The following is a 24,584-nucleotide window of genomic DNA, read 5'->3' as shown; positions in this document are numbered from 1 at the left end:
AAAAAGCCGAGTGCTTTCACTCGGCTTTTTACGTATTAATCTTCTTTCGGAAGAACAATACCTTTATACAATTGAACTGTAATGAAGTAATAAATCGCATAAATAACTACGAAAATTACGATTGGCACCCAAATACGGAAGTACGGATCAACTAAAATAAATCCGAAAATATTCATACCAACTAATACGTGAGTGATACCCACAATTGCCGGGAATAAGAATACTAAAAATAACTCTTTATAAATCGATTTCGTTAATAACTCACGGCGCACACCGATTTTACGAAGCATTTGATAACGCGTAATATCTTTTGATGCACCAGAAAGAATTTTAAACATTAAACAACTTGCCATCATTGCTAAGAATGCAATTCCAAGGAAGAACCCCATAAATACTGTTCCACTCGCAATCCCATAGAACATATCGTAAGTTTGATATTTACTGCTCATTCTTTCAGCTGTTACATTTTTATATTTATCTAGCTGCAACTCGTCAAGTTTTTTCCATTCTTTTTTATATGTTAAAAAGTCTTCTGTTTTTCCGATAAATGCTATACCTTCTTTACCATTTATCCCATCGTACATTTTTTGATCTACAATTTTAATTGCATGATTCTCATATACATAAAACGGCTGGATTGTTCTGAAAGCCTCGTTCCATTCTTCTGGAAGTTCTTTATCGTTCGCACCTTTTTCATTCATTTCTCTAGAAACTGCACCTACTGGTAGTTCCTCTGAAACGTTCTTCGTATTCACTAAATCTTTCATTGACTTCATATTCGCCATATCTTTTATTAAAGGACGATTTTTCTCTAAATCTTCTTTTACATAGTAAACGTATTTATCATCTACTTTGTAACGATATTCGCTTTTCTCTTTAAATGTAATACCGTCTAAAATTTTCTTTTCTTCAGCTGTTGGATTATGAACAACTGAATCATATATTACTAAACCATCAACCATTTTTATAACGTTATTTTTAAATGCCATACCACCTGAAATCGCACCAGCTCCAAGCGCTACTAACATCGCTACTGTCGCAAGTACTTTCGTTAAACTATTAATACGGAAGTTTAATTGTGCAAAAGTAAAAGCGTTAATTCCTTTTTCACTACGCTTTTTATTACTTTTTAACTTTTTAATAATAACTGGAAGAAGTGATCCAAATAGCATGTAAGTACCAGCTGTTGTTGTAAATAATGCAATAAGGATTCCCATTTCTCTTAGTTTTTCCATGTAAATCATTGATGCATAGCCAATTCCTAATAAAATAACAGCAAGGATTGCAACGACACCTGTCATTTTTCCTTTTACCGTAACACGCTCTGTTTGTGCATCCGCATGTACAAGTTGCAGTACAGAAATACGTGATAATTTAATACTGTTCATAATTGCTGATAATACAAATAGTGCAAAGAAGAAGATGCAAGTAACAGTCATAGATGGAAGGTAAAATGCTTTATATCCTTCACCAGCAAATTCAAGCTGTTTCATTAATAACTGTCCGATACCTTCTGCAAGTCCTACACCAACTGTAATACCAATCGCAAGAGACGCAGCGCCTAATACGATCGTTTCAATAAACATAAGTAATGTAACTTTATGCTTTTTTGCACCTAACATCATATACATACCGAACTCTTTTTGACGAAGAGATAATAAGAAAGAGTTCGCATATAAAATATAGAAGAACGTTATAATAGCTAGTAAAAATGAACCTGCTTGGAATACGAATCCAATTGATTGAATAACTGAGTTAGATTCGATAAACGCTTTATTCAGCGCTAACGTTTGGAACATGTAAAAAATTGAAATCGACATGACAAGACCGACAAGTAAGACGATATAATCTTTCAGCTTACTTTTCAGCCCCGACATGGAAAGTTTAAATAACATACTGGAACCTCCTTTCTTACGCTTTTTGTGTACCTAAATCTGCAAGTACATCTAAAATCTCTTTGTAGAACTCTTCACGCGTACCACCACGATGAATTTCTTTATATAGCTCACCATCTTGAATGAATAAAATTCGCTGACAATAACTTGCACTATACGGATCATGTGTAACCATCATAATAGATACGCCTTGTTCTTCATTTAAGTTTGTCATCGCATCAAGTAAACTCGCTGCATTTTTAGAATCAAGAGCTCCTGTTGGCTCGTCCCCTAAAATAATTGCCGGCTCATGCACAAGCGCGCGCGCTGCTGCTGAACGTTGTTTCTGTCCACCAGATACTTCAGATGGATACTTTTGAAGAATTTCTGTAATCCCTAACATATCCGCTACTTTTTCTACTTTCGGTCCAATATTACGTGATGGAACACCTTGAAGAGAAAGCGGAAGTGCAATGTTTTCATAAATAGATAAGTTCTCTAATAAGTTAAAGTCTTGGAAAATGAATCCTAACTTTTGTGAACGGAAATCAGAAAGCTCACCTTGCTTCATTTTCGTAATATCCGTACCCGCAATTTCAACAACGCCGCCCGTTGCTTTATCAAGCGTTGAAATTACATTTAACAATGTCGTTTTACCAGAACCAGATGGTCCCATAATCCCAACAAACTCACCCTCTTGAATTGAGAATGAAACACCTTTTAACGCTTGTGATTGATTCTCACCCTTTTTACCGTACACTTTTTGAACGTTTTTCACGTCTACAACTGGTTTCGTCATATATATCCTCCTACGCTTGTTTTTCCATTACCTATTTTGCGCCTTTTGGAAAGGAACTGCTATTTGTTAACATTACAATTACCTTACACTTTTGTAATATAAAAAAGATGCACGTGTAAGGTTCGTTCGTAAATGAAATTTTATCAGCGATTCTCAAAATATATCGACTTACCGACAAAAGATAACAATAAAAATGAGCTGTTCCACAAAAGGAACAGCCCACTTCTCTCTTTATTTCTTTAAAGGTGTTACCGTCCAATACGTAATAACACGCCAAATCCATTCTAGTGGACCCATTTTAAAGATTTTCATCCAAATCACACTAAACACAATTTGAATAGCGTAAATTGCAATACATACATATAACGTCTGTATGTACGTTAAGTTTCCTGCAAAGTTAAATACGCTACCAGCAATTAAAATCATTGCAGTTTGTCCGATATAATTTGTTAAAGCCATACGACCGTAGTATTTCAGTGGTGCTAACAATGTTTGAACTGGTTTTAACTGAAGTAATAAAATTAATGCTCCTACATAGAAAGCTGAAATAATTGATCCAACTGTAACGCCAATTTTTAAGAATTGACCTGCAGCGTCCATTGTTCCATCCTCATTCATGAGCATCATATTTACGAATGGCTCAGCAGGAACGTGCCCATATTGATACCATAACGCTACAACACTTAAAACAAACATGACACCTGTAAAAATAGCGACTTGTTTGATTTTTGCTGAAAGATTTTCAAACACTTTATACTGACCCGCAGCAAGACCTAATAAAATTAAACCTAATGGTAATAATTCCTTAGTTGCCATAATACTAAAAGCTATCGTAAGAATAAGACCGATTACTACATTCACTTCTTTTTTCGCTTTATAAAACGGTAAAACGACTAATCCACAAATTGCGTATAACGCTAGTGCTTCTCCAGGCTGAAACATTTGATGAATTAAACCAAAAATAAATAGTGCAACTACGCGGCGTAGAAATAGAACGTATCCATTCTTCCCTTTCGCAATTGCTCTTGTAATGAAGATGTAGAATCCTACTCCAAATAAGAATGAGAAAATCGAGAAAAAACGACCTTCTACAAATAAGTATAGAAACCTTTGATAGCTAGCATCTACTGTATTAGGATCTGGAATTTTAATATTAAGTAGTGCAAGAATATTCACTAAAATAATCCCCAGTAATGCGAAGCCACGAATGTAATCTAACTCATTGATTCGTTTGTTTGTAATATTGTTCCCCATAATGCAACTCCTTGTCCAAAATTTAATCCTCCCTTACTCTACTGGACATGTTATCTTACAACTATCGACAAACCTTACAGGAATCTTACATTATTGTCATATAGTAAAATGAAGCTTTAATCAGACTTTTGCGATACAAAATAAAACCAGGTCATATTGCGACCTGGTTTACTCTGATTGCTTCGATCTTTGAGGCTGTCCTTTTTTACTGTTGCGCTGTTTCACTTGAACAACTGGATCAAGTTCATTCGAAAACTCAGCGTTATGTCCATTTTGTGTTTTTTGCTCTGGATTATTTTGATCTGAACGTTTCGCCATTACATTCACTCCTTATTAGTGCGGTGTAATAATCATTTGATGTTGCAGTTGGCGAATTGCCATACGTGCTCTATTTAATTGCTCACGTTGCTCATCATTCGCATGTTGTTGCATCGTTTGTAAATCGTTATATGCTTGTTCTAATTGTAACTGCGCATCTGAATACTCCATCGTATTGTAATGCTCTTGTCTCATGCCTTGGTCTAATTGTTCTTTCGCGTATTCCACCGCTTGTTCTGCTTGTGTAATATACGATTCAAGTGATTGACGCTCTGCCATAATTGTCCCTCCTTGCTTCAATTCCCCTTTAGTGTGTCCCTTCCATCTCTACCTTATGAGTATGTTATAATGGATTTTGTTTCATTTTGACTCGGCTTAGGAGGGAAAGTAATGAAGGTTCAAAACCCTTTTCCATATACAAACGACAATAAACGTTATCATACATGGAATTACCATTTACGAAATGAATTTGGTGAAAAAATCTTTAAAGTTTCATTAGATGCTGGCTTCGATTGCCCGAACCGTGACGGTACAGTTGCTTACGGCGGTTGTACATTTTGCAGTGCTGCCGGATCTGGTGACTTCGCTGGTGATCGCCGCGATGATGTTATAACGCAATATCATGAAATGAAAGAAAAAATGCGCTCGAAGTGGAAAGACGGAAAATGTATCGCTTATTTCCAAGCGTACACAAATACACATGCACCACTTGAAATTTTAAAAGAAAAATTCGAACCGCTTCTAGCAGAAAAAGACGTTGTCGGTCTTTCTATCGCCACTCGTCCAGATTGCTTACCAGACGATGTCGTTGAATATTTAGCGGACTTAAATAAACGCACATACCTTTGGGTTGAACTCGGTTTACAAACTGTTCACGAACGAACTGCAAACCTTATTAATCGCGCTCATGATTACCCATCTTACGTGGAAGGTGTAAATAAATTACGTAAGCATGGTATTAGAGTGTGCTCTCATATTATTAATGGTCTTCCGCTTGAAGATTACGACATGATGATGGAAACAGCTCGTGAAGTAGCAAAGCTTGACGTACAAGGAATTAAAATTCATTTACTTCATTTATTAAAAGGAACGCCAATGGTGAAGCAATATGAAAAAGGACAACTCGAGTTCCTTTCTCTTGAAGATTACGTAAGTCTCGTTGTTGACCAACTTGAAATGATTCCAGAAGACGTAATTGTGCACCGCATCACAGGTGACGGTCCGCCTGATTTAATGATTGGCCCAATGTGGAGCTTAAATAAATGGGAAGTATTAAATTCCATCGATGCAGAATTTGTACGCCGCGGAAGCTGGCAAGGAAAATATGCAAATGAGGAGAAACAAAAATGAAATTAGAACGTGTATTACCGTTTGCTCGCACACTCTTGCAAACGGCTGTTAAAGAAGGCGATTACGCTGTAGATGCAACTTTAGGAAATGGACATGACACTTGCTTCCTAGCTGAAATCGTTGGAGATAACGGAAAAGTATTTGGATTTGATATTCAAAAAGAAGCAATTGAAAGCTCTACTATCCGCCTAAAAGAAAAAGAGCTTTTTGAACGTACTGTTTTAGTTCACGACAGTCACGACACACTTTTATCTGTACTACCAGAAGACGCAAAAGGAAAAGTAACAGGCGCTATCTTCAACTTAGGCTACCTTCCTGGTGGTGACAAGCATATCGTTACAAAACCGAACTCAACACTCTCGGCAATTGAACAATTACTAGAAGTAATGGCACCTGAAGGAATCATCGTCCTTGTCATTTACCACGGACACCCAGAAGGACAAGTAGAACGCGACGCTGTTCTCAAATTTGCAGAAGAACTTGACCAAAAACAAGCTCACGTTTTGCGATACGGCTTCATTAACCAGCAAAATAACCCGCCATTTATTGTGGCGATTGAGAAGCGATAATTATATCAACGATTTTTTCGATATATCGACGATTCGACAAAACATAACAAAAAAAGACGTGCACTCATTGCACGTCTTTTTCTTATTCTCCTATATAATGGATGTATACACTATTTGAAGAAAGAAGGATAGAACTTTGCTAGTAGAACTAAGGGGAATTCAAAAGAAGTACGGCAACTCACTTATACTAGACAACATTGATTTATCCGTTCCAGAAGGAGAGGCACTCGCTATTATTGGCGGGAACGGGACTGGAAAAAGTACTTTACTCAAAATAATTGCAGGATTTATTTCACCTACGGCAGGGACACTTCAAAGAAAAGAACATATACAAATTGGCTATGTACCTGAACATTTTCCTGAAGGGATTCGTTTTACATTAGAGGATTATTTATATCATCTCGGCCACATTCACGGTTTATCAACAAAATATTTAAAAGATAAAATTCCGATGCTTCTTGAATCTTTTCATTTACATCATGCAAGACATTCCGTTGTACGAAACTTTTCAAAAGGTATGAAACAAAAAACTGGTATTATGCAAGCATTACTTACAGACGTCCATTTATTAATTTTAGACGAACCGCTTTCTGGGCTTGATCCTAACTCTCAGCAAGAATTAGAACATATTTTACTCTCATTAAAACAACAAGGCATATCTATACTCTTCACATGTCACGAAAAGCAACTACTAGAAAACTTCGCCGATAGAATTGTGACGTTAGCAAATCATACAATCGCAGAAGATACCGCTGTGCAAAAAAGGGCAGAACAAGTCTATATTGAAGCAATCGTTCATGAAACATTTTCAGCGATAGAACTACGGAAACAATTAGGATTTATACACGTTGTACACAATTCAAATCGAAACCTTATTCAACTACAAATCGAAAAAGAATATACAAACGAAATGCTTCAGTTTTTATTACATAAAAAAGCATCTATCACACTGCTACAACCTAACTTTTAAATCGAAAGAAGGTTCATTATGTTTGCGCTTATTCGTTACCATTTTCTCGACTATACAAAGTCGTATAAATACGTCCCTCCTATTGCGATGTACTTTATGAGCTTACTTTTTGTATATACATATAAACCGACTCCTATTGTACCGACATACTTAGAAACAGCTCTCGCGCTTTATTTATTATCTGCCTGGATTACGGTCACAATTTTTCATACTGAAGATCCTGTACAAGAACAAATTACTATTTCTCACACAAATAATATTTCTGCACTATATGTTGGTAAATATATTACGGCCTTTCTCATTTGTACTATGTTATCTTTTATATCCGTAATCTACCCAATTATTTTGCAAATGTTTAATGAAGAAATGACAGTTTCTTTATTTTTAGTCGGATTTCTCGCTCACATGTCTTTTTCTATACTAGGAATTTCAATTGCAACTTTATTTACTAGAAATATTATTCCAAAAGCAAGCACAGCTTGGCTTAGCCTGACATTTATATTACTTATAACGATCGCCTCCATCCGGTTTAAAAAAGAGTTACTATGGTTTTTACCACCTGTCGAAAGCTTTCTAATGCTTGGACAATACAAATTTAATATACTTACTCACACGCTATGGCTCACAGCTTGGGCTATCGTATATTCATTTTTATTACTTACTTTATTTCTTTTTGTCGTTCGCAAAAAACGTTTTTAATTACATATTAAAGGAGACAAACCAATGATCGGAATACTAGCAGGAATGGGGCCAAAATCAACTGGGCCATTCGTTGATACAGTTGTAGCAACGTGCCAAACAATATATGGAGCAAAGCATGATATGGACTTTCCTCATATGATGATTTATTCGTGCCCAACACCATTTTACATGGATCGCCTTATTGATCACGAAGCGATGAAAAAAGCGATTATTGAAGGGGCACAAAAACTTGAAAGTACTGGCGTAGAATTTATCGCTATGCCGTGCAATACGGCGCATCTTTATTTTGAAGAATTACAGCATTCTCTGTCCATTCCGATTTTAAATATCGTCGATGAGACGTTACAAGCAATTCCTGAAAATACAAAAAGAGTCGCTCTTCTCGCAACAGAAGCGACAATTCAAGCTGGTATTTACCAAGATGGGATCACAAAGCGTAATATAGAGTACATTCATCATGAAAAATGGCAGACAATGATTAATCAAATTATTACTTGTATTAAAAGCGGAGAAGTTGAAGAAGCCCGCAAATTATGGAGCGCGCTCGTTTTACAATTAAAAGATGAAATAGATACTGCTATCATCGCATGTACTGATTTGAATGTTGTGGCGAGTGAGGATTTTGTGGATTCTGCTCAATGTCTTGCTGAGGCGGTTGTTAGGATGTATCTATCAAATACTAAGAGATCTTCATAAACATAGAAAACAGCCCTTTTAAAATGTGTTTTTTGTTTGCTAGAAATCCCCAAAACTTTTAAATTTCTTCACAATTCTTTCAAAGTATCCACACTTAATCTCGCTATATTAAATAAGTAGTTATTCATATAGGGAAGGTTAGGGGAACTGAAAGTATGAAAGTAAATCGTTCGCTTCATTACATTTTTTGGCGTTGGCATTTTTATGCTGGGCTTTTTATTACGCCGCTTCTTATTACTTTGTCACTGAGCGGAATTGGGTATTTATTTCGAGAAGAGGTTGAAGATTTCATCTATAAAGATTTGTATTTTGGGAAGAGCGCCCAAACAGAGTCTATTTCGATGGCTGATTCGCTTTTCTTAACAGAGAAAAAATATCCACATTATAGTGTGGCGAAAATTAGTGAGTTTAACAGGGATTATAATACGAGGCTTACTATTGCAAATGAATATACTGGGCAACAAAAATATGTGTATTTAGATAGCAACAATCAAATTGTTGGAGATCAAAACGCAAGTGAAACGTTTGCGAATATAATGAGGGAATTACATAGTTCTCTTTTAGTTGGTGGCACTGTCGTTAACTACATCGTAGAGCTTGCGGCATGCTGGACAATCTTTTTAATTTTTACTGGTTTGTATATGAGTATACGCCAGTTCAAAAACACACCAGCATCCAATAAGCGAGAAAAAGCAAAACGACGTCATTCTATTATCGGTATTATATTTACAATTCCACTCGTTCTGCTAGTCGCATCTGGATTGCCTTGGTCAGGATTTATGGGTAACCAAATTTATAAAATCGCATCGTCGAATGAATCGATTGGATATCCAAAGTTGTATATGGCACCGCCTGAATCAAAGGTAAAGGAATTGCCGTGGGCAACAAGAAAAGAAGCTCCTCCTGAATCGAATTCAAATGAGCCAAAAGCCATTCCAATTGATGAGTTACAAAAAGGAATTGAAATAAAGAAGCCATACGTTATCTCATTACCGGCTGATCCGAAAGGTGTATTCACCGTTTCGAAATCGAGCGGTTCTGGTATTACGGGTATGCATGTCGCACCAAATGAAGAAATAACAGCTTATTTTGATCAATATAGCGGAGAACTTATTTCCAAAACGGACTATCGTGATTATGGATTATTTGCACAATGGTTCACTTACGGTATCCCGCTTCACGAAGGACATTTATTCGGATGGCCAAATAAAATATTATGCTTACTAACGACATTATCTTTATTGCTTCTCATTTATTACGGAATAAAAATGTGGTTAGCAAGAAGGCCGAAAGGAAAATTAGCAGCACCGCCAAAACAAAGAGATAAGAAAAGCATAATCGTTTTCTTTATCATGATGGTTATACTAGGCGCTGTCATGCCTTTATTCGGACTATCTGTGTTAGTTATTTTCGCGATTGAACTTCTTATATATGTATTTTCAAAAATACGACCATAATGAAAAAGCATTTGTACTCTCGTGTACAAATGCTTTTTTATTTACTGTTTGCTTTTTTTCTACCACTTATTAAAAAGACAATATCTACTATAATAATCAATGCAATAATAACTTGGGCTACATAATCCATCGTTGTAGGACCACCGGCTTTATTCATCATCATATACGTTCCTGTTACAAATGAAATGGAAAGTAGCACGAGTAATGTAACCTCAATATGGTCATATAGCTTTTGAAACAATCTCTTCATTTCCGCCATCACTTTTACCATATTATAACAATAAAACCACTCTACAAGAGTGGTTTTATTCATCACTGCGCCATTTTCTTTCGGTACATCTTCCCGTTCCAATAGAAGAATCGTGAAGTAAGCCCTCCGTATTTTACAATGCGCCGTGCCATTTTGTGCATATTCTTTTGTGCTGATACTTTTTGATCTGATAAATAAATACCAAGTAACCCTCGGCTTATGAGACGATGAAACTTCGCATGAGGTAAATCACCAATGCTCTTCTCTGCTTCTTCTACAAAGTGTTTCATACGATCCAATATCGCTTGCTCGTTTTCATAATAACTACAGAAATTCAAATCCCCGCCTATACGGTCTTCTTCTTGATCGATGAAATAATCAAGTAAAATGTGAAGTCCTTGTACGTAAGGGAAATACCCTTGTCTAATTTTCGCAATATCTTCATCATGTAATTCATCATGAAATGCATATGCGACAAGACAGAAGATTCCAAGTGTAGAACCGGCACATGCTGAAAATTCAAACCAACTCATCTCTGGTAAGTTTTCTTTATGTGCTTCAAACCATGTTTTTAAGCGTGGTTCTCTTTCTTCTAACTTCACGTGTTTATGAATTTGCAAATCACAATAATAACAAGCAAGTTCATGAAGAACAGGAGCAATTTTGTCATAGTGCTTCGTTTTCTTTAAAACATCTTGGCATGTTTCAACAAGTTCATCTAAATAACCACCATCGTCTTGATCATCACGATAGCGATAATAATTACCGCCACCTTCTACTTCAGGTGATAATGCCATTAACATAGATTCATGCAGTGCGGCAAAATCATTTGGGTCAAGTGATGTACTGCGGTCACATAAATTATCTAAATAATCGCTGATTGTTTGATACGCTACGATAAAACGAATGCATTCCTCTCGGTGCTCATTTGCTAACAGTGCTAAAATACCACCGCCTTCGCAATGAAACGTTTTATTCTCAATACTTGCGATTGCCTGACTATGAAGCTCATCATTCGGAATATGGTAGGCACGCTCTTTCCACACCGCTAGCTCATGGTGTACTACCGGAAACACATCACGGTATACTTTCGCCATGAGCGTTATGGGATTACTCGGTACGTTCACTTCTTCCTTCATCTCCTCTATTCAATGTACAAATAATTTACTTATTTGTTTCTATTATGTTATTGATGCGTATTTCAGTAAATGACTGAATATAATTCAAAATTTCATCACGCTCATACTCATTTAATAACTCGTGATAACAATTCGGCCATTCTTTAAAAGCCTTATCACTTATTTTAACATTATCAAACCACATGCGGACACGTGTTTTATCTACAAGTTTATCCTCACACGCCTGCATTAGCAAGAGCGGAACATCTGGAAAATCATCTATTTTTTTATGAGCAATTTCGATAGACTTAATCAATTCACTATACCAACGTACTGATACTTTGCGCAAGAACAATGAATCATTCTCCATCGCGTCCCGAACTTCATGATTACGAGTTGACATTTCCACTGTAAGATTCGTTGCAAATTGCAATTTTGGAGCGATAACATTTAATATTTTTGAAGCAACTCGAAACGGAGCAGAAGGTCCAGTCACTACCCCTAAGCAAGGCGAACTTAAAATAATACCGTCTACATCTTCTCTCTTCGTTTCTTGCATCATACGAATGACAATAAGACCACCCATACTATGACCAAATATAAAAATAGGTAACCTATACTTTCGTGCCTCTTTCACCCATAATTTAACTTCCTCTATGTATTCATCAAATGAATCAATATGTCCTCTATTTCTTGAAGTCGTTCCATGTGACGGAAGGTCCCCCATTACGACGTGGTAGCCGATATGATTCCACATTTCCGCAACGGCTTCGTAACGTCCGTGATATTCCATTGCGCCGTGCACGATAACGATTACAGCCTTTGCTTCCTCTGCTTCATAATTCCACATACGACTCTCCTCCATTTCACTCTTTCTCATAATTTGATACACTAAAACTAGTCTCTAGGAAAGGAAGGCTTTACATGATATACCCTTACAAAGAAAAAAATCCGAAAATTGCGAGTAGTGCTTTTATCGCTGACTATGTTACGATTACAGGCGATGTTTCCATTGGTGAGGAATCAAGTATTTGGTTTAATACAGTCATACGCGGCGATGTGTCACCAACAATCATTGGAGACCGAGTAAATGTACAAGACCAATGTACACTTCATCAAAGCCCCCAGTACCCTCTTATTTTAGAAAACGATGTTACAGTTGGGCATCAAGTTATTTTACATAGCTGTCATATTAAAAAAGATGCTTTAATTGGAATGGGATCTATTATATTAGATGGTGCTGAAATTGGTGAAGGAGCCTTTATCGGTGCAGGAAGCCTCGTTTCTCAAGGAAAGAAAATCCCGCCAAACACGTTAGCTTTTGGTCGCCCAGCGAAAGTCGTTCGTGAGTTAACAGAGGAAGACCGTAAAGACATGGAGCGAATTCGCACACAATATGTTGAAAAAGGTCAGTACTATAAATCATTACAGAAGTAACTTTTCCAGCTGCCATTAAAGTGGCAGCTTTTTATATAAAAACTAACTTTTTCTTTACAAAACATTATTACTTCCTCAATAAAATCTTATTAAAATAAAAGCTAATATCTCCATATATATGTAAACGAGGGAGGAGAATTTTCATGAAGGTCAGTGGACTGTATAAAATAGAATGTTACATTTTCAAAGGAATTAACCGATACTTTGATCAAAAAACATTAAATATCTTTTTCAGCAATATTACTCATATCGGTGGTGCTACTTTCTCAATCGCACTCACACTTTTCTTTTTAATTTTTGCAAAAGGGACTTTGCATCAAGCTGCAATCGCAACTGCTATTTCTTTGGCAATTAGCCATATTCCTGTGCAAATATTAAAAAGATGGTATCCGCGAAAACGCCCTTATTTAACAATTCAGGAGGCGAAATATCCAGTCCATCCATTAAAAGACCACTCTTTCCCGTCTGGTCATACAACAGCCGTTTTCTCTGTCCTTATTCCATTTATTTGCTATAATCCAAGCTTATTTGCTTTTCTATTACCGTTAGCATTATGCGTTGGTATTTCTCGTATTTATTTAGGGCTTCACTATCCGTCTGATGTATTCGTCGGTATGTGCCTCGGCACTTGCTCTGGCATCATCTCTTTTTATCAATTCATCCCACTTTTCACATAAAGGAGTGATATGATGAGAGTCGCCATTTTTACCGATACTTTTACGCCACAAGTCAACGGGGTTGCGAAAACACTAGAACGATTAACACGTTACTTTCAGAAAGAAAAGATCGCCTATTCTGTTTTCGCCCCTCAGCATACAGCTGAAGATAATTTCGTAGCTAATGTGAACAAGATGAGAAGTATCCCGTTAACAATATTATATCCAGAATGCCGATTTTCTTTTCCTACTCCGCGCATTAAACGAGAACTTCTTTCCTTTAAACCTGACATTATTCACATTGCCACACCTTTCAACATGGGACTTTGTGGATTGTATTATGCAAAAAAGTTAAACATCCCAGTTGTCGGTTCTTATCATACTGATTTCGATGCTTATTTACGCTATTATAAAATTGAATTTCTCTCTAATATGCTTTGGAACTATTTAAAATGGTTTCATAGTCACATGCAAAAAAATTTCGTTCCTTCTTTTGAAACGTTACACCAACTAAAAAATAAAGGCTTTCAAGCCCTCTCCATATGGGGACGGGGTGTAGATTGCACACTCTTTCATCCATCTTACAATACAGAGCTATTCCGAAAAAAATATAATATTACAGCAAAGTATGTCCTTTCCTATGTTGGACGGATTGCCCCTGAAAAAGATATTGATACGTTGCAACACCTTATCGTACAAACAGCACATACTCGAAACGACATTCATTGGCTCATCGCAGGAGACGGTCCTCTAGCAACAAATTTGCGTGAAGCTGTTCCGAAAACAAATGTCACTTTTACTGGATATTTACAAGGTAAGGATTTAGCTGAAGCATATGCTTGTTCTAACATCATGGTATTTCCATCCGCTACTGAAACGTTCGGAAATGTCGTACTCGAATCACTTGCATGCGGAACACCTGTCATTGGTGCAAATAGTGGCGGGGTTAAAAATATTATTACAGATGGAAAAACGGGAGTTCTTTGCCCCTCCAAACATGCGGATGCATTTCTATCATCCATTTATTCTTTATTGCAAAATGAAGAGCAACTTACGCAAATGGGCATAGCAGCTTCATCTTATGCGAAATCAAAAAGCTGGGATGAAATCTTTCGTGGCTTACTTGACCAATATGAAGAAGTCCTTCAGAGCACTGCATCAGAATTACTCGCTTAAACAGAAAAACCCTCTTCATAACATGAAGAGGGTTTATTACATAACTGGAAATTTTAGTTTAATAAATGATACATAAGGTGAAGTATCACATTATTCTTATATTCATTATAACAAAAAGATACATAACTAAACAGACTTGTAATAAAAACCCATAAAAATAAATATATGGTTATACAGTATTTTTTACTGTATAATGATTTTAAGAAATTCCCCTTAAAATCAACTTACTCACATACCTTTATACAGTAATTGTTCCCCAATTTCTGTATATCAAAAAACCTTTCATTCATTTGAAAGGTTTTTTTGAGCCTGCACATATTCTTCTTTCGTATTTACATTTATAAACCAATCCGCATTCGCTTGTATATCTTCACCAGCAATATATTTCACATTACATTGCGATAAAAGCTGGCCCATACTTCTTTTTTCTTCCTGAAGTAAAGTATACATTTTTTCTTTCACACGGTTATGGTACGCTGCAAGTAACGGTTGTTTTCTTCCATTAATAATAGGTACAACCGCATCATATTCATTACTCGTTTGCTCTAGCAAAATGGTAAACCATTCATGCGAAACATTCGGCGCATCGCAAGGCATAATAGCGTACCAATCTGCTTCTATATATTCCATTCCTGATACAATTCCAGCAAGTGGTCCATTTCCTTTATAATGAGGAATATCTTCTATAACAGGAACTTGTACGCGTTGCTCTACTCGCTCTTTTATATCGGAGTTACTAATGACCACAACTTCTTGTAACGCAGTTGTCATCACTTTCAAAATATGCTCAATAAAAGTACTACCTTGCCAGCTCGCTAACGCTTTCGGCTCACCGAATCGACTCGACATACCGCCTGCCAATACAATTCCAGCATACTTACTCATTGGCGTTGCAACTCAAATGTAATATGACCTAATTCCGGTAAAATTAATTTATTCATCGCAAGGCGAACTGCTCCGCTAGACCCTGGCATTGAAAAGACAACTTTGCGCCCAATTGTACCGCCGATTGCTCTACTTAACATCGCGCTGCTTCCGATATCTTCTAAATAGCTAATCATGCGGAACAACTCACCAAACCCGACAATTTCTTTATCTAATAACGCTGACACTGCTTCAATCGTCACATCACGTTTCGTAATACCAGTACCGCCATTTGTTAATACGACATCAACATCTTCCCGATGATAACCAGCTAACACCGCTTGCTGAATACTTTCTTTATCATCTTTTACAATTTCATAAGAGGTCACTGTATGACCTGCTTCTTTTAACAATTCATGTAATAGTTGTCCGCTCTTATCTGTCTCTTCCGTACGTGTATCGGAAATCGTCACGATCTTACAACGCACTTCTTTTGGTGCTTGTTTTTTATGTTCATTGACACTCATTTTTCATCTTCCCTTTCATTTTCTTGTGAAATTATGTATGAAGCAAAGAATTCAACATGATACAATATAAGTATATTTATCCATATACAGGAGTTTTTTTATGTTTTATAACATAAAACGATACGTACCCATTATACCATTCCTAATCATATTATCCCTTTTTCAATGCATCGCTTACGGGTTCGATATTAACTTTTTAAAATTGTATGTACTTTTGCCTGATGGTGGTATTCTTTACTATTTGACTAGCACATTAATTCCTCTCGTACTTGCCTATATAATAGATTTTATTTTTAAACGTTCTATCTCTAAATAAGGAGGTCTACATATTATGGAACTTTATAAAAAATTAACAACAACATTCATCCTCTTATTCGTCGCTTCCATTACTGTTGGCTTTTCTCTAAAAGGCGCAATTCCATACGCTACATTAGTAAGCATTATATTCGCAACCCTATTTTTACTAAGCAGTGCCTTTTGCGCGGGTAAAGCACGTCAAATGAAAGGTTGATTACATATGTTCAAGAAGAAACCAATCCTTTGTAAATCATGTAAAAAGGAAATACAAACATATGAAAAAGCATGGATTCATATGCCATTTCCGGCAAGTGGTATGACAAATGTGAGAAAGTATATTGAGCTAGATGGAGAAGTTTATTGTGGTTCTTGCATCCAAGTAGTAAATAAAACAAAATAAAAAAGCTTTGCGCTCACCGCGCAAAGCTTTTTTTCATATATTATAGACCAGCTTGCTCTTTTAAAGCTGCAGCTTTGTCTGTACGTTCCCATGATAGATCTACATCAGTACGTCCGAAGTGGCCGTAAGCTGCTGTTTGTTTGTAAATTGGGCGACGTAAGTCTAGCATTTTAATAATACCAGCTGGGCGAAGATCGAAGTTGTTACGAACTAGTTCTACTAGTACGTCTTCAGATACTTTACCAGTGCCAAATGTATCAACTGAAATTGATACTGGTTGTGCTACACCGATTGCGTATGCAAGTTGTACTTCTGCTTTGTCAGCAAGACCAGCTGCTACGATGTTTTTCGCAACATAACGAGCTGCATATGCTGCAGAACGGTCAACTTTCGTTGCATCTTTACCAGAGAATGCACCGCCACCGTGGCGAGCGTATCCACCGTAAGTATCAACGATGATTTTACGTCCTGTTAAACCAGCATCACCTTGTGGTCCACCAATTACGAAGCGGCCAGTTGGATTAATGAAGAATTTCGTTTCTCCATCCATTAATTCTGCTGGAACTACAGCTTTAATTACATGCTCTTTTAAATCGCGATCGATTTCTTCCCATGTAACATCTGGATGATGCTGTGTAGAAATTACGATTGTATCTACACGTACAGGTTTACCATTTTCATCATACTCAACTGTAACTTGCGTTTTTCCATCCGGACGTAAGTATGATAATGTGTCATCTTTACGTACTTCAGTTAAACGGCGAGCTAATTTGTGAGCAAGTGAGATTGGAAGTGGCATTAATTCTTGTGTTTCATTACATGCGAAGCCAAACATTAAACCTTGGTCTCCCGCACCAATTGCCTCAATCTCAGCGTCAGTCATTAGACCTTCGCGTGCTTCTAGCGCTTGGTCAACACCCATAGCGATGTCAGCAGATTGCTCATCGATAGATGTTAAAACTGCACAAGTTTCTGCATCGAATCCGTATTTTGCGCGTGTGTAACCAATGCCTTGAATTGTTTCACGAACGATTTTTGGAATATCTACGTAAGTAGAAGTCGTAATTTCCCCCGCTACCAATACTAAACCAGTTGTTACAGTTGTTTCACAAGCTACACGTGCATTTGCGTCCTTTGATAAGATCGCATCTAAAATTGAATCAGAAATTTGGTCACAAATTTTATCTGGATGTCCTTCAGTTACAGACTCAGATGTGAACAGATGACGTTTTTTTGTCATGTGGTAAACCTCCCTACAGTAATTGTATATATTGTACGGAACTCATCCTTAATTTGCCACAAACTGCGACATACATTTATTCTCCCACACAAGCATACAGAAAAACCTTTCCTACTTTACATAGAGGAAAGGTTTAATTTGCTACTTGCATACTGCTTTTTGCCCTTTGCTCTTATCGTTCGAGACCGTTAGCCTCGCACAGGTTTTAGCACCTATTCACCTGTATTTACCACTACAAATGAGGTTGCTGGGCTTCATCGGGCCTGTCCCTCCGCCAGCTCGGGATAAGAGAGTATCCGTCCCAACCTATACTAAAGAAATGATATTCATTTGTCAATTAATATTCACATTTTCCTGAAAGTTTTTCTCAATACGCCTGGAATGAAATATTAATAAGGAAATAATACATTCACACAAACAAAAAGAAATAAATAGTATACATTATTTATATAATTGTGTTATACTCTTGTTGGGGATTACGAGAAATATTTCATTAAATGAAAAGGATGGTATATAAATATGAGTACTGTGAATGTCCAAATTGGTTTACACGAATTATTGAACGGAAGCAATGCACAGATTCAACTAAGTGTTCCGCAATTAGTGGAAAAAGTATTAATGCGAAATGAAGGGAAATTAACTTCTACTGGTGCCGTTTCTGCTTCAACAGGAAAATATACAGGACGTTCTCCTAAAGATAAATTTATTGTGAAAGAAGCATCGGTTGCTGACAAAATTGCTTGGGGAGCAGTGAATCAACCGATTTCTGAAGAACATTTTAATAAATTATATACTAAAGTTTTAGAATACTTAAAAGAAAAAGAAGAGTTATTCATCTTCAATGGATTTGCAGGCGCTGACCGCAATTACCGCCTACCAATTCAAGTTATTAACGAATATGCATGGCACAATTTATTTGTACATCAATTATTCATTCGTCCAACTGAAGAAGAATTAACAACTCATGAATCAGAGTTCACAATTGTTTCTGCACCGAATTTCAAAGCTGATCCAGCTGTTGACGGTACAAACTCTGAAGCATTCATTATGGTTTCATTCGAAAAACGTATCGTACTAATTGGTGGTACAGAATACGCTGGAGAAATGAAAAAATCAATCTTCTCTATTATGAACTTCTTACTACCTGAACAAGATATTCTTTCTATGCATTGCTCTGCAAACGTAGGTGAAGAAGGCGACGTAGCACTATTCTTCGGTTTATCTGGAACAGGTAAAACAACATTATCTGCTGATCCACACCGTAAATTAATCGGTGATGATGAGCATGGCTGGTCTGATAACGGTGTATTCAATATTGAAGGCGGTTGCTACGCAAAATGTGTAAACCTTTCTCACGAGAAAGAACCACAAATTTTCGATGCAATCAAATTTGGATCTGTTTTAGAAAACGTTATCATTAATAACCAAACGCGTATCGCAGACTATAACGATACTACTTTAACAGAAAATACTCGTGCTGCATACCCTATGCATGCGATCGACAATATCGTACTGCCAAGTGTTGCTGGACACCCAAATACAATCATTTTCTTAACTGCTGATGCATCTGGCGTATTGCCTCCAATCAGTAAGTTATCAAAAGAACAAGCTATGTATCATTTCTTAAGTGGTTACACTAGTAAACTAGCAGGAACAGAGCGCGGCGTTACATCTCCGCAAGCAACATTCTCAACTTGCTTCGGTTCACCATTCTTACCACTTGATGCATCTCGCTATGCTGAAATGCTTGGTGAAAAAATCGAGAAACACGATGCGAAAGTATTCTTAGTAAACACTGGCTGGACTGGTGGCGAATACGGCATTGGTAAACGTATGAACTTAGGTTACACTCGTGCAATGATTCAAGCAGCATTAAGCGGCGAACTTGCGAAAACTGAAACAGCTAAACATGACATCTTCGGCCTTGAAGTTCCACTTCACGTACCAGGTGTACCTGATGAAGTATTAATGCCTGAACAAACTTGGGCTGATAAAGCTGCTTATAAAGAGAAAGCAATCGAACTTGCAAGCGAATTCAAAGAGAACTTCAAAAAGTTCGACAGCGTTTCTGAAGATATTATTAACTTAGGCGGTCCAATCGCTTAAGTACAAACTTTCTGTTGGAATAACCCTTTTACTCATATGAATAAGTGTCGTGTAACCGTAAAGTTTCGCGTACTCACCGACAAAACCCAATGCGGCTTAACGGTTATACACACTTACATAAAAAAGAAGCTTACGTTTTTGACGTAAGCTTCTTTCTATATATTATATAAAGTACAACTTTAATCTCTTCATCTGTGACTTAGCTCATAAAATTGCATACTAATAACCCAAAAATTTACAAAAAAATCATTTTATAATCATTCGTTTTATAGTTTTTTACGATAAAATTTACATATACAGGAAAGGAAGAGGGCTATGAATAATTTTTCTCGTACAGGAAAAATATTATTCAGTTATGGAGTCATTCAAATGTTTTGGGGACTTGTGATGCTTAACGTTAATTTATTTGAGCATACAAGTGAAACGATAAAATACATTATTCTAATTACCGGAATAGTTTGTTGTATTGTATCTAACTTTTTTAAAGAACCTGAGAGTTATACTACTAAGTGATTTCATGTTAACTTATTGGAAGCGGAAACCTATATTTTATGCAAAGTTACGCTTCCAATTGTACTATCCCCCCACCGGATCCTCTATTTCATCTAAAAAGAGGCTTTTTATCTTTTTAGCTCTTCGTTAATTCTTCCTCATCTTTCATACTATAGTAGCCTAAATTCACAACAATTAAGAAATAGCCACCCAGAATCCCTACTGCAAATGCCCACATAACCATATGATGTTCAATTTCGTACATAATAACAGCACCCAAAATAGCAGCTGCAAAACGATTAAACATACCGAGCGTCGGTGCTTTCGTTTTCTTTACGATACTATCTCCAAGCTTCTCAATTCTTCTCCCTAAAAGCCAAACACAATACATACTTACAATCAGTCCAATTCCAGCACCTAGAAAATGAGCTGAAAATGGCGTTAACATCCATCCTAGTAAAAGAAAACCTAGTAAATAATACGATTGAATTTTAAACGATCTTAATGACATACTAATCATGCTGTTCTCCTCTTCAGTAATTTTTATCTATCCAACAAAAGCTGTATAACTCATTTCTTTCGAGTTCATACTACTTAAAATTCATTTCACTCAAATTAAAAACAACATAAACAGTGTGTTTATGTTGTTCAAATGTTTTCAGGAAATAATATTATACAAGATTTCAAACATCATATTCTCATAATTTGTGACGTTTTTCCAAACAATTTTCGTCCATTTATGAAAAAAGTGATATCAATCTATGAACATACGGATATGATGTAATAAGTACACAAATAAAGGGGGCGTCTAATGATTTATTTTCTAATGGCTCTCATTCACCTCATTATCCCTGCACTTATTGGACTTTCATTGTATTGGTACACGAAAAATCATAGTATTTTCTACGCTGTCCTCGGTGTTCTTCTTCCAGGTATTATTCTTATCACACTCTTCCGTATTCCATTTTTAAACTTAATTCCACTTATTACTGCTATCTTATTTCTCATCTTCTTACCAAAAATAAAAAAATAGGAAAGCAGATCATAGGTGATCTGTTTTCCTATTTTGATATAGATTCCCTCGCAGTAGAATGAATTTTTACTTTCTCTGATTTCACAAACCATAGACCGAAGAAAATAATAATTCCACCGATTATTTGTTGAAATGATACATATTCATTTGCCCATACAGCTGCAAATAAAACAGCTACAAGTGGCGTTATATACATATATACCATCGTATGTGATGCGCCAATTTTTTGAATACCAACATACCACATCACTAAACCAAATACTGTCACAAAGAAAATGGAATATAGTAAAGCGAATAGTGTCATTCCGTGTGTAATGTGAAATGGCATTATAAATACATGTGGTCCACTTAACAATAAAAGCGGAATCGCGCCAACTAATGCTGACCATGCGGTAACACGTAGTGCTGAATATTTTTTAATTAATGGACCTGCTAAAACAGGATAAAGCCCCCAGCATATTGATGTAATAAGTCCAATTCCGTTACCATAAAAAGAACTAGCAAGCGAATGCCCTGCTACTAAAACTAATACAGCACCACCAAAGGCAATTATAGAACCGATGAGCTTTCGCGAAGAATACTTTTCTTGTTTCAAAAAAATAGCAAATACAGTTGTAAAAATAGGTGAAATAGAAATGAGTAAAGAGGCATTTGTAGCGGATGTATATTGGACAGTTTCCATAAATAATGTTTGATACAGTACAATACCTACAACGCTAACGATGATTAATCTAGGTATATCCTTTCGTTCCATATAAACCGACTTTTCAATAAAAAATGTAAGGAGTAACATAAGCGGTGCCGCTGATATCATCCGAAGTGCAGTAAACTCAATTGCTGTAAATTCTAAAAGTCCATATTTCGCAATCGTAAAATTAATCCCCCAAATAATAACCACACTTAAAATTAATAACTCCATCCCCCATTTTCTCATGCGTATCCCCTCCGCAAATAAGATTATACAGAAAATTCAATCACATGTACATTTCATTATGTGAAAAAATCTTTGTATTGTATGGAGAGGTTTGCTTTGTTTGATACATGAAATTATATCGGCGATTTTTTAAATATAGCGACTTATACAATAAAAAAAGGTGGCTCCAAAAATATTTTGGAATCACCTTTTCTTTCTTACACTCGAACGTGTAACTTCATATTCGGATTATAAAATTGACTCGGGCTCTTCAGCTGAAAAGTTCCTCCACTTTCATGCCAATCAACTGTTAACTTATCATCCATAAATACAAGCTTTGTGCGATCTGCGATAAAGTTCATTACGCTAGATTCGATATCTACATCGCGCTCATCTTTTTCTGCTACAGCGACTAAATCGATAATTCCGCTCATTACACAACCGCAACCTTCATTATCGTAAAATAACTTTATATATTTCGCTTCATTTGGAATCGTATCCATAATCTTTTTATATGCTGCTTCTGTTACAGTAACGTACATACGTTAATCTTCATCCTCTCTTCTCGTATCCTTCCTATATTGTACCACTATTTTTCTAAAAGGTAGTATACTGAAAATTAAGACTAATCTATGTGATAAAGGAGGTTTTGTATCACTATGTTCAACTTACTGCGATACCCCATCTTCTTAGGTCTACTCGGTAGCTTTTTTATTTCTAGCGGAATGGTATTACAATATATACTTCCTTATTCTCCTTCTATTGGCTGGATTTCAGGTTTTATTTGTTTCCTATCCGCTTCCTATCTTGATGTGAAAAAATAAAAATCACTTTAAGATTTATTTGCAGTGTAATTTTGACTTAGGTGTTACTTTCGGCCCAAAAGAGAAACGTTGTAACGATTCCACTCTCCTCTCTATTTTTGAAATCTATACACAATACGATCGAACACACAAAAATATAGAATTCATAATATGTATATAGTAGTTCTATTTTTAAAACGAATTTTCCAAAATATAGAAAGGAGAACATACATGTACCCACGTAATTGTTTTAGTTGCGACGGCAGACGCAACAGTGGCTCTAACGGAAACACTGGTCCCACTGGTAGCACTGGACCTGCCGGGAACACCGGACCCACTGGTAGTACTGGACCTACTGGCTCTGCCGGGCCTTCCGGAGCTGGTTTCCAAAGTACTACGGCCTTTAGTCTAGCAGCCGCTCCCACCTATAAAAAAGGACAAGTTGTCACTTATACGAGCAGCGGCTATGTTGTAAAAAAAGATGCACCTCAAGGATTTCCAAATGTATCTTCAGATTATATCGTATTAGTAGAAAGTGGACCTACTGGGAACACCGGACCTGCTGGTAGTACCGGACCCGCTGGCATTACCGGGCCTTCTGGCATTACCGGGCCTTCTGGAACTGCAGGTAGTCCTTCAGCAAAAAGTATTGTTTTTCAAGGAACAAATGCTGGTTTCCAACGTATAGCGGGTTCTCCTGGAATTGACTCCAATGTTATTCCATATGTCACTGCTGGAGCCGGTAGTATAGTTGGCTTTGCTGCATCTATAAATGTAAATAACTTACCTGCTGCTGTTTATACGATTAATATTTGCAGGAATGTCCCAACAAACCTCACTGCCCCTACCTCTAGTTACATCCTATCTACTCTTACTTTAACTACAACTGACAAAATTACAGGAACTATCGTATTTTCAATTAAACCAACGGATACTGGATCAAGACAAATTCAAGTGTTTAATCCTAATCCAGCAGTAGGTCCCGCTACTGCAACTTGGACTAGCATTACAACTGGAAACTCAGTTTCGAGAGGAGATGCTGTCTCCCTTCATATTACCCCTGGCATTACTGCAAGTGCTGTATACTCTATTTTTTTAATCACTGATATATAGCCCTTACTAAAAAATAATTTATTTAACAAAAAAAGACCCGAGATTCGGGTCAACAAATAGAAATACAAATAAATTAAAACAAATAACAGACAAGTTCAGTATATACTATTTTAATAGAATTAACTTACCTACCTTTATCAGATTGCCTTACTCTCATTCACAATAAAAAA

Annotated in this window: 30 protein-coding genes and 1 riboswitch; of the genes, 16 read left to right on the top strand and 14 right to left on the bottom strand. The window is 36.5% G+C overall.

Features of this window, described 5'->3' with window-relative positions; genetic code table 11:
• Nucleotides 1–35 precede the first annotated feature (35 nt).
• The 5 genes from ILT06_RS00775 to ILT06_RS00755 form a co-directional block, all read right to left on the bottom strand.
• A complete protein-coding gene (locus ILT06_RS00775) occupies nt 36–1,895 on the bottom strand; it encodes an FtsX-like permease family protein (RefSeq protein WP_222654765.1) in 1,860 nt (619 codons plus the stop codon).
• 16 nt (nt 1,896–1,911) lie between these two features.
• Nucleotides 1,912–2,673 carry an ABC transporter ATP-binding protein gene (locus tag ILT06_RS00770; protein ID WP_048540804.1) on the bottom strand — a complete coding sequence of 254 codons (762 nt, stop codon included), beginning with the start codon at nt 2,671–2,673 and terminating at the stop codon, nt 1,912–1,914.
• Between the two features lie 231 nt (nt 2,674–2,904).
• Nucleotides 2,905–3,927 (bottom strand): DUF418 domain-containing protein, encoded by a 1,023-nt coding sequence (locus tag ILT06_RS00765; RefSeq protein WP_222654764.1) that lies wholly within the window; start codon nt 3,925–3,927, stop codon nt 2,905–2,907.
• 168 nt (nt 3,928–4,095) lie between these two features.
• Nucleotides 4,096–4,245 (bottom strand): hypothetical protein, encoded by a 150-nt coding sequence (locus ILT06_RS00760; protein ID WP_001129345.1) that lies wholly within the window; start codon nt 4,243–4,245, stop codon nt 4,096–4,098.
• Nucleotides 4,246–4,260: 15 nt separating this feature from the next.
• On the bottom strand, nt 4,261–4,524 hold the full coding sequence (locus tag ILT06_RS00755) for a YtzC family protein (protein WP_000840869.1): 264 nt from the start codon (nt 4,522–4,524) through the stop codon (nt 4,261–4,263).
• Between the two features lie 111 nt (nt 4,525–4,635).
• On the opposite strand from ILT06_RS00755, the gene mnmL reads away from it, so the two are divergent.
• From mnmL to ILT06_RS00725, 6 genes are all read left to right on the top strand, one after another.
• Nucleotides 4,636–5,595, top strand: coding sequence for a tRNA modification radical SAM protein MnmL/YtqA (mnmL, locus tag ILT06_RS00750; RefSeq protein WP_048540809.1), 960 nt, complete (start codon nt 4,636–4,638; stop codon nt 5,593–5,595).
• Nucleotides 5,592–6,164, top strand: coding sequence for a tRNA 5-(aminomethyl)-2-thiouridylate-methyltransferase MnmM (gene mnmM / locus ILT06_RS00745; RefSeq protein WP_088064619.1), 573 nt, complete (start codon nt 5,592–5,594; stop codon nt 6,162–6,164). Before mnmL ends, mnmM begins: the two co-directional genes overlap by 4 nt.
• 136 nt (nt 6,165–6,300) lie before the next feature.
• Nucleotides 6,301–7,134: an ABC transporter ATP-binding protein gene (locus ILT06_RS00740; RefSeq protein ID WP_098101749.1), complete on the top strand. Its 834-nt coding sequence runs from the start codon at nt 6,301–6,303 to the stop codon at nt 7,132–7,134.
• An 18-nt stretch (nt 7,135–7,152) separates the two neighbouring features.
• Nucleotides 7,153–7,833, top strand: a complete 681-nt coding sequence (locus ILT06_RS00735) for a hypothetical protein (RefSeq protein ID WP_064474511.1) — start codon at nt 7,153–7,155, stop codon at nt 7,831–7,833.
• 24 nt (nt 7,834–7,857) lie between these two features.
• A complete protein-coding gene (locus ILT06_RS00730; protein WP_064474510.1) occupies nt 7,858–8,532 on the top strand; it encodes an aspartate/glutamate racemase family protein in 675 nt (224 codons plus the stop codon).
• 155 nt (nt 8,533–8,687) lie between these two features.
• Nucleotides 8,688–9,989, top strand: a complete 1,302-nt coding sequence (locus ILT06_RS00725; protein WP_064474509.1) for a PepSY-associated TM helix domain-containing protein — start codon at nt 8,688–8,690, stop codon at nt 9,987–9,989.
• Between the two features lie 37 nt (nt 9,990–10,026).
• Here ILT06_RS00725 and ILT06_RS00720 read toward each other — a convergent pair whose 3' ends face one another.
• The 3 genes from ILT06_RS00720 to ILT06_RS00710 are packed head-to-tail and all read right to left on the bottom strand — an operon-like array spanning nt 10,027 to nt 12,207.
• Nucleotides 10,027–10,260: a hypothetical protein gene (locus tag ILT06_RS00720; RefSeq protein WP_222654937.1), complete on the bottom strand. Its 234-nt coding sequence runs from the start codon at nt 10,258–10,260 to the stop codon at nt 10,027–10,029.
• A gap of 41 nt (nt 10,261–10,301) precedes the next feature.
• Nucleotides 10,302–11,366, bottom strand: coding sequence for a tetraprenyl-beta-curcumene synthase family protein (locus tag ILT06_RS00715; RefSeq protein ID WP_001102481.1), 1,065 nt, complete (start codon nt 11,364–11,366; stop codon nt 10,302–10,304).
• 37 nt (nt 11,367–11,403) lie between these two features.
• A complete protein-coding gene (locus tag ILT06_RS00710; RefSeq protein ID WP_064474508.1) occupies nt 11,404–12,207 on the bottom strand; it encodes an alpha/beta hydrolase in 804 nt (267 codons plus the stop codon).
• Between the two features lie 74 nt (nt 12,208–12,281).
• Between ILT06_RS00710 and ILT06_RS00705 the strand changes: the two genes are divergently transcribed.
• The 3 genes from ILT06_RS00705 to ILT06_RS00695 all read left to right on the top strand — a co-directional run bounded on the left by ILT06_RS00705 (nt 12,282) and on the right by ILT06_RS00695 (nt 14,626).
• Entirely contained in the window at nt 12,282–12,794 is a 513-nt protein-coding gene (locus ILT06_RS00705) for a gamma carbonic anhydrase (protein WP_000640203.1), read from the top strand.
• Between the two features lie 143 nt (nt 12,795–12,937).
• Nucleotides 12,938–13,471, top strand: coding sequence for a phosphatase PAP2 family protein (locus ILT06_RS00700; protein WP_064474507.1), 534 nt, complete (start codon nt 12,938–12,940; stop codon nt 13,469–13,471).
• A 12-nt stretch (nt 13,472–13,483) separates the two neighbouring features.
• Entirely contained in the window at nt 13,484–14,626 is a 1,143-nt protein-coding gene (locus ILT06_RS00695; RefSeq protein ID WP_064474506.1) for a glycosyltransferase family 4 protein, read from the top strand.
• Nucleotides 14,627–14,908: 282 nt separating this feature from the next.
• On the opposite strand, the gene ILT06_RS00690 is transcribed toward ILT06_RS00695, so the two are convergent.
• Together ILT06_RS00690 and ILT06_RS00685 are read right to left on the bottom strand one after the other, a co-directional pair.
• Nucleotides 14,909–15,511 carry a molybdenum cofactor guanylyltransferase gene (locus ILT06_RS00690; protein WP_064474505.1) on the bottom strand — a complete coding sequence of 201 codons (603 nt, stop codon included), beginning with the start codon at nt 15,509–15,511 and terminating at the stop codon, nt 14,909–14,911.
• Nucleotides 15,508–16,017 carry a MogA/MoaB family molybdenum cofactor biosynthesis protein gene (locus ILT06_RS00685; protein WP_064474504.1) on the bottom strand — a complete coding sequence of 170 codons (510 nt, stop codon included), beginning with the start codon at nt 16,015–16,017 and terminating at the stop codon, nt 15,508–15,510. The genes ILT06_RS00690 and ILT06_RS00685 overlap by 4 nt, the downstream gene beginning before the upstream one ends.
• Nucleotides 16,018–16,348: 331 nt before the next feature.
• Here ILT06_RS00685 and ILT06_RS00680 point away from each other — a divergent pair, with 331 nt between their 5' ends.
• Nucleotides 16,349–16,528, top strand: a complete 180-nt coding sequence (locus tag ILT06_RS00680; RefSeq protein ID WP_000424805.1) for a hypothetical protein — start codon at nt 16,349–16,351, stop codon at nt 16,526–16,528.
• A 6-nt stretch (nt 16,529–16,534) separates the two neighbouring features.
• Nucleotides 16,535–16,714: a hypothetical protein gene (locus ILT06_RS00675; protein ID WP_064474503.1), complete on the top strand. Its 180-nt coding sequence runs from the start codon at nt 16,535–16,537 to the stop codon at nt 16,712–16,714.
• A 40-nt stretch (nt 16,715–16,754) separates the two neighbouring features.
• Here the strand turns inward: ILT06_RS00675 and metK are convergent, their stop codons facing one another.
• Nucleotides 16,755–17,954, bottom strand: a complete 1,200-nt coding sequence (gene metK / locus ILT06_RS00670) for a methionine adenosyltransferase (RefSeq protein WP_000163111.1) — start codon at nt 17,952–17,954, stop codon at nt 16,755–16,757.
• Nucleotides 17,955–18,123: 169 nt separating this feature from the next.
• A riboswitch (SAM riboswitch) is annotated at nt 18,124–18,245 on the bottom strand.
• 228 nt (nt 18,246–18,473) lie between these two features.
• Here metK and pckA point away from each other — a divergent pair.
• Together pckA and ILT06_RS00660 are read left to right on the top strand one after the other, a co-directional pair.
• On the top strand, nt 18,474–20,060 hold the full coding sequence (gene pckA / locus ILT06_RS00665; protein WP_048540837.1) for a phosphoenolpyruvate carboxykinase (ATP): 1,587 nt from the start codon (nt 18,474–18,476) through the stop codon (nt 20,058–20,060).
• 315 nt (nt 20,061–20,375) lie between these two features.
• On the top strand, nt 20,376–20,573 hold the full coding sequence (locus ILT06_RS00660; RefSeq protein WP_064474502.1) for a hypothetical protein: 198 nt from the start codon (nt 20,376–20,378) through the stop codon (nt 20,571–20,573).
• Between the two features lie 115 nt (nt 20,574–20,688).
• On the opposite strand, the gene ILT06_RS00655 is transcribed toward ILT06_RS00660, so the two are convergent.
• A complete protein-coding gene (locus ILT06_RS00655; RefSeq protein ID WP_000624934.1) occupies nt 20,689–21,072 on the bottom strand; it encodes an ATP synthase subunit I in 384 nt (127 codons plus the stop codon).
• A gap of 291 nt (nt 21,073–21,363) precedes the next feature.
• Between ILT06_RS00655 and ILT06_RS00650 the strand changes: the two genes are divergently transcribed.
• Nucleotides 21,364–21,585: a hypothetical protein gene (locus tag ILT06_RS00650; protein WP_000639042.1), complete on the top strand. Its 222-nt coding sequence runs from the start codon at nt 21,364–21,366 to the stop codon at nt 21,583–21,585.
• Between the two features lie 28 nt (nt 21,586–21,613).
• Here the strand turns inward: ILT06_RS00650 and ILT06_RS00645 are convergent, their stop codons facing one another.
• Nucleotides 21,614–22,519 carry a DMT family transporter gene (locus ILT06_RS00645; protein ID WP_098101752.1) on the bottom strand — a complete coding sequence of 302 codons (906 nt, stop codon included), beginning with the start codon at nt 22,517–22,519 and terminating at the stop codon, nt 21,614–21,616.
• Nucleotides 22,520–22,716: 197 nt separating this feature from the next.
• Nucleotides 22,717–23,040, bottom strand: a complete 324-nt coding sequence (locus ILT06_RS00640; protein ID WP_064474500.1) for an iron-sulfur cluster biosynthesis family protein — start codon at nt 23,038–23,040, stop codon at nt 22,717–22,719.
• A gap of 117 nt (nt 23,041–23,157) precedes the next feature.
• Here ILT06_RS00640 and ILT06_RS00635 point away from each other — a divergent pair, with 117 nt between their 5' ends.
• Together ILT06_RS00635 and ILT06_RS00630 are read left to right on the top strand one after the other, a co-directional pair.
• The gene (locus tag ILT06_RS00635) at nt 23,158–23,322 is read left to right on the top strand and encodes a hypothetical protein (protein WP_081257154.1); all 165 of its coding nucleotides are present in this window, start codon (nt 23,158–23,160) and stop codon (nt 23,320–23,322) included.
• 210 nt (nt 23,323–23,532) lie between these two features.
• Nucleotides 23,533–24,414 (top strand): collagen-like domain-containing protein, encoded by an 882-nt coding sequence (locus ILT06_RS00630; protein ID WP_098101753.1) that lies wholly within the window; start codon nt 23,533–23,535, stop codon nt 24,412–24,414.
• Nucleotides 24,415–24,584 lie beyond the last annotated feature (170 nt).

Source organism: Bacillus sp. 17RED48 (assembly GCF_019837545.1).
Taxonomy (GTDB): domain Bacteria; phylum Bacillota; class Bacilli; order Bacillales; family Bacillaceae_G; genus Bacillus_A; species Bacillus_A wiedmannii.
This window is presented reverse-complemented; position numbering and strand designations above follow the sequence as displayed.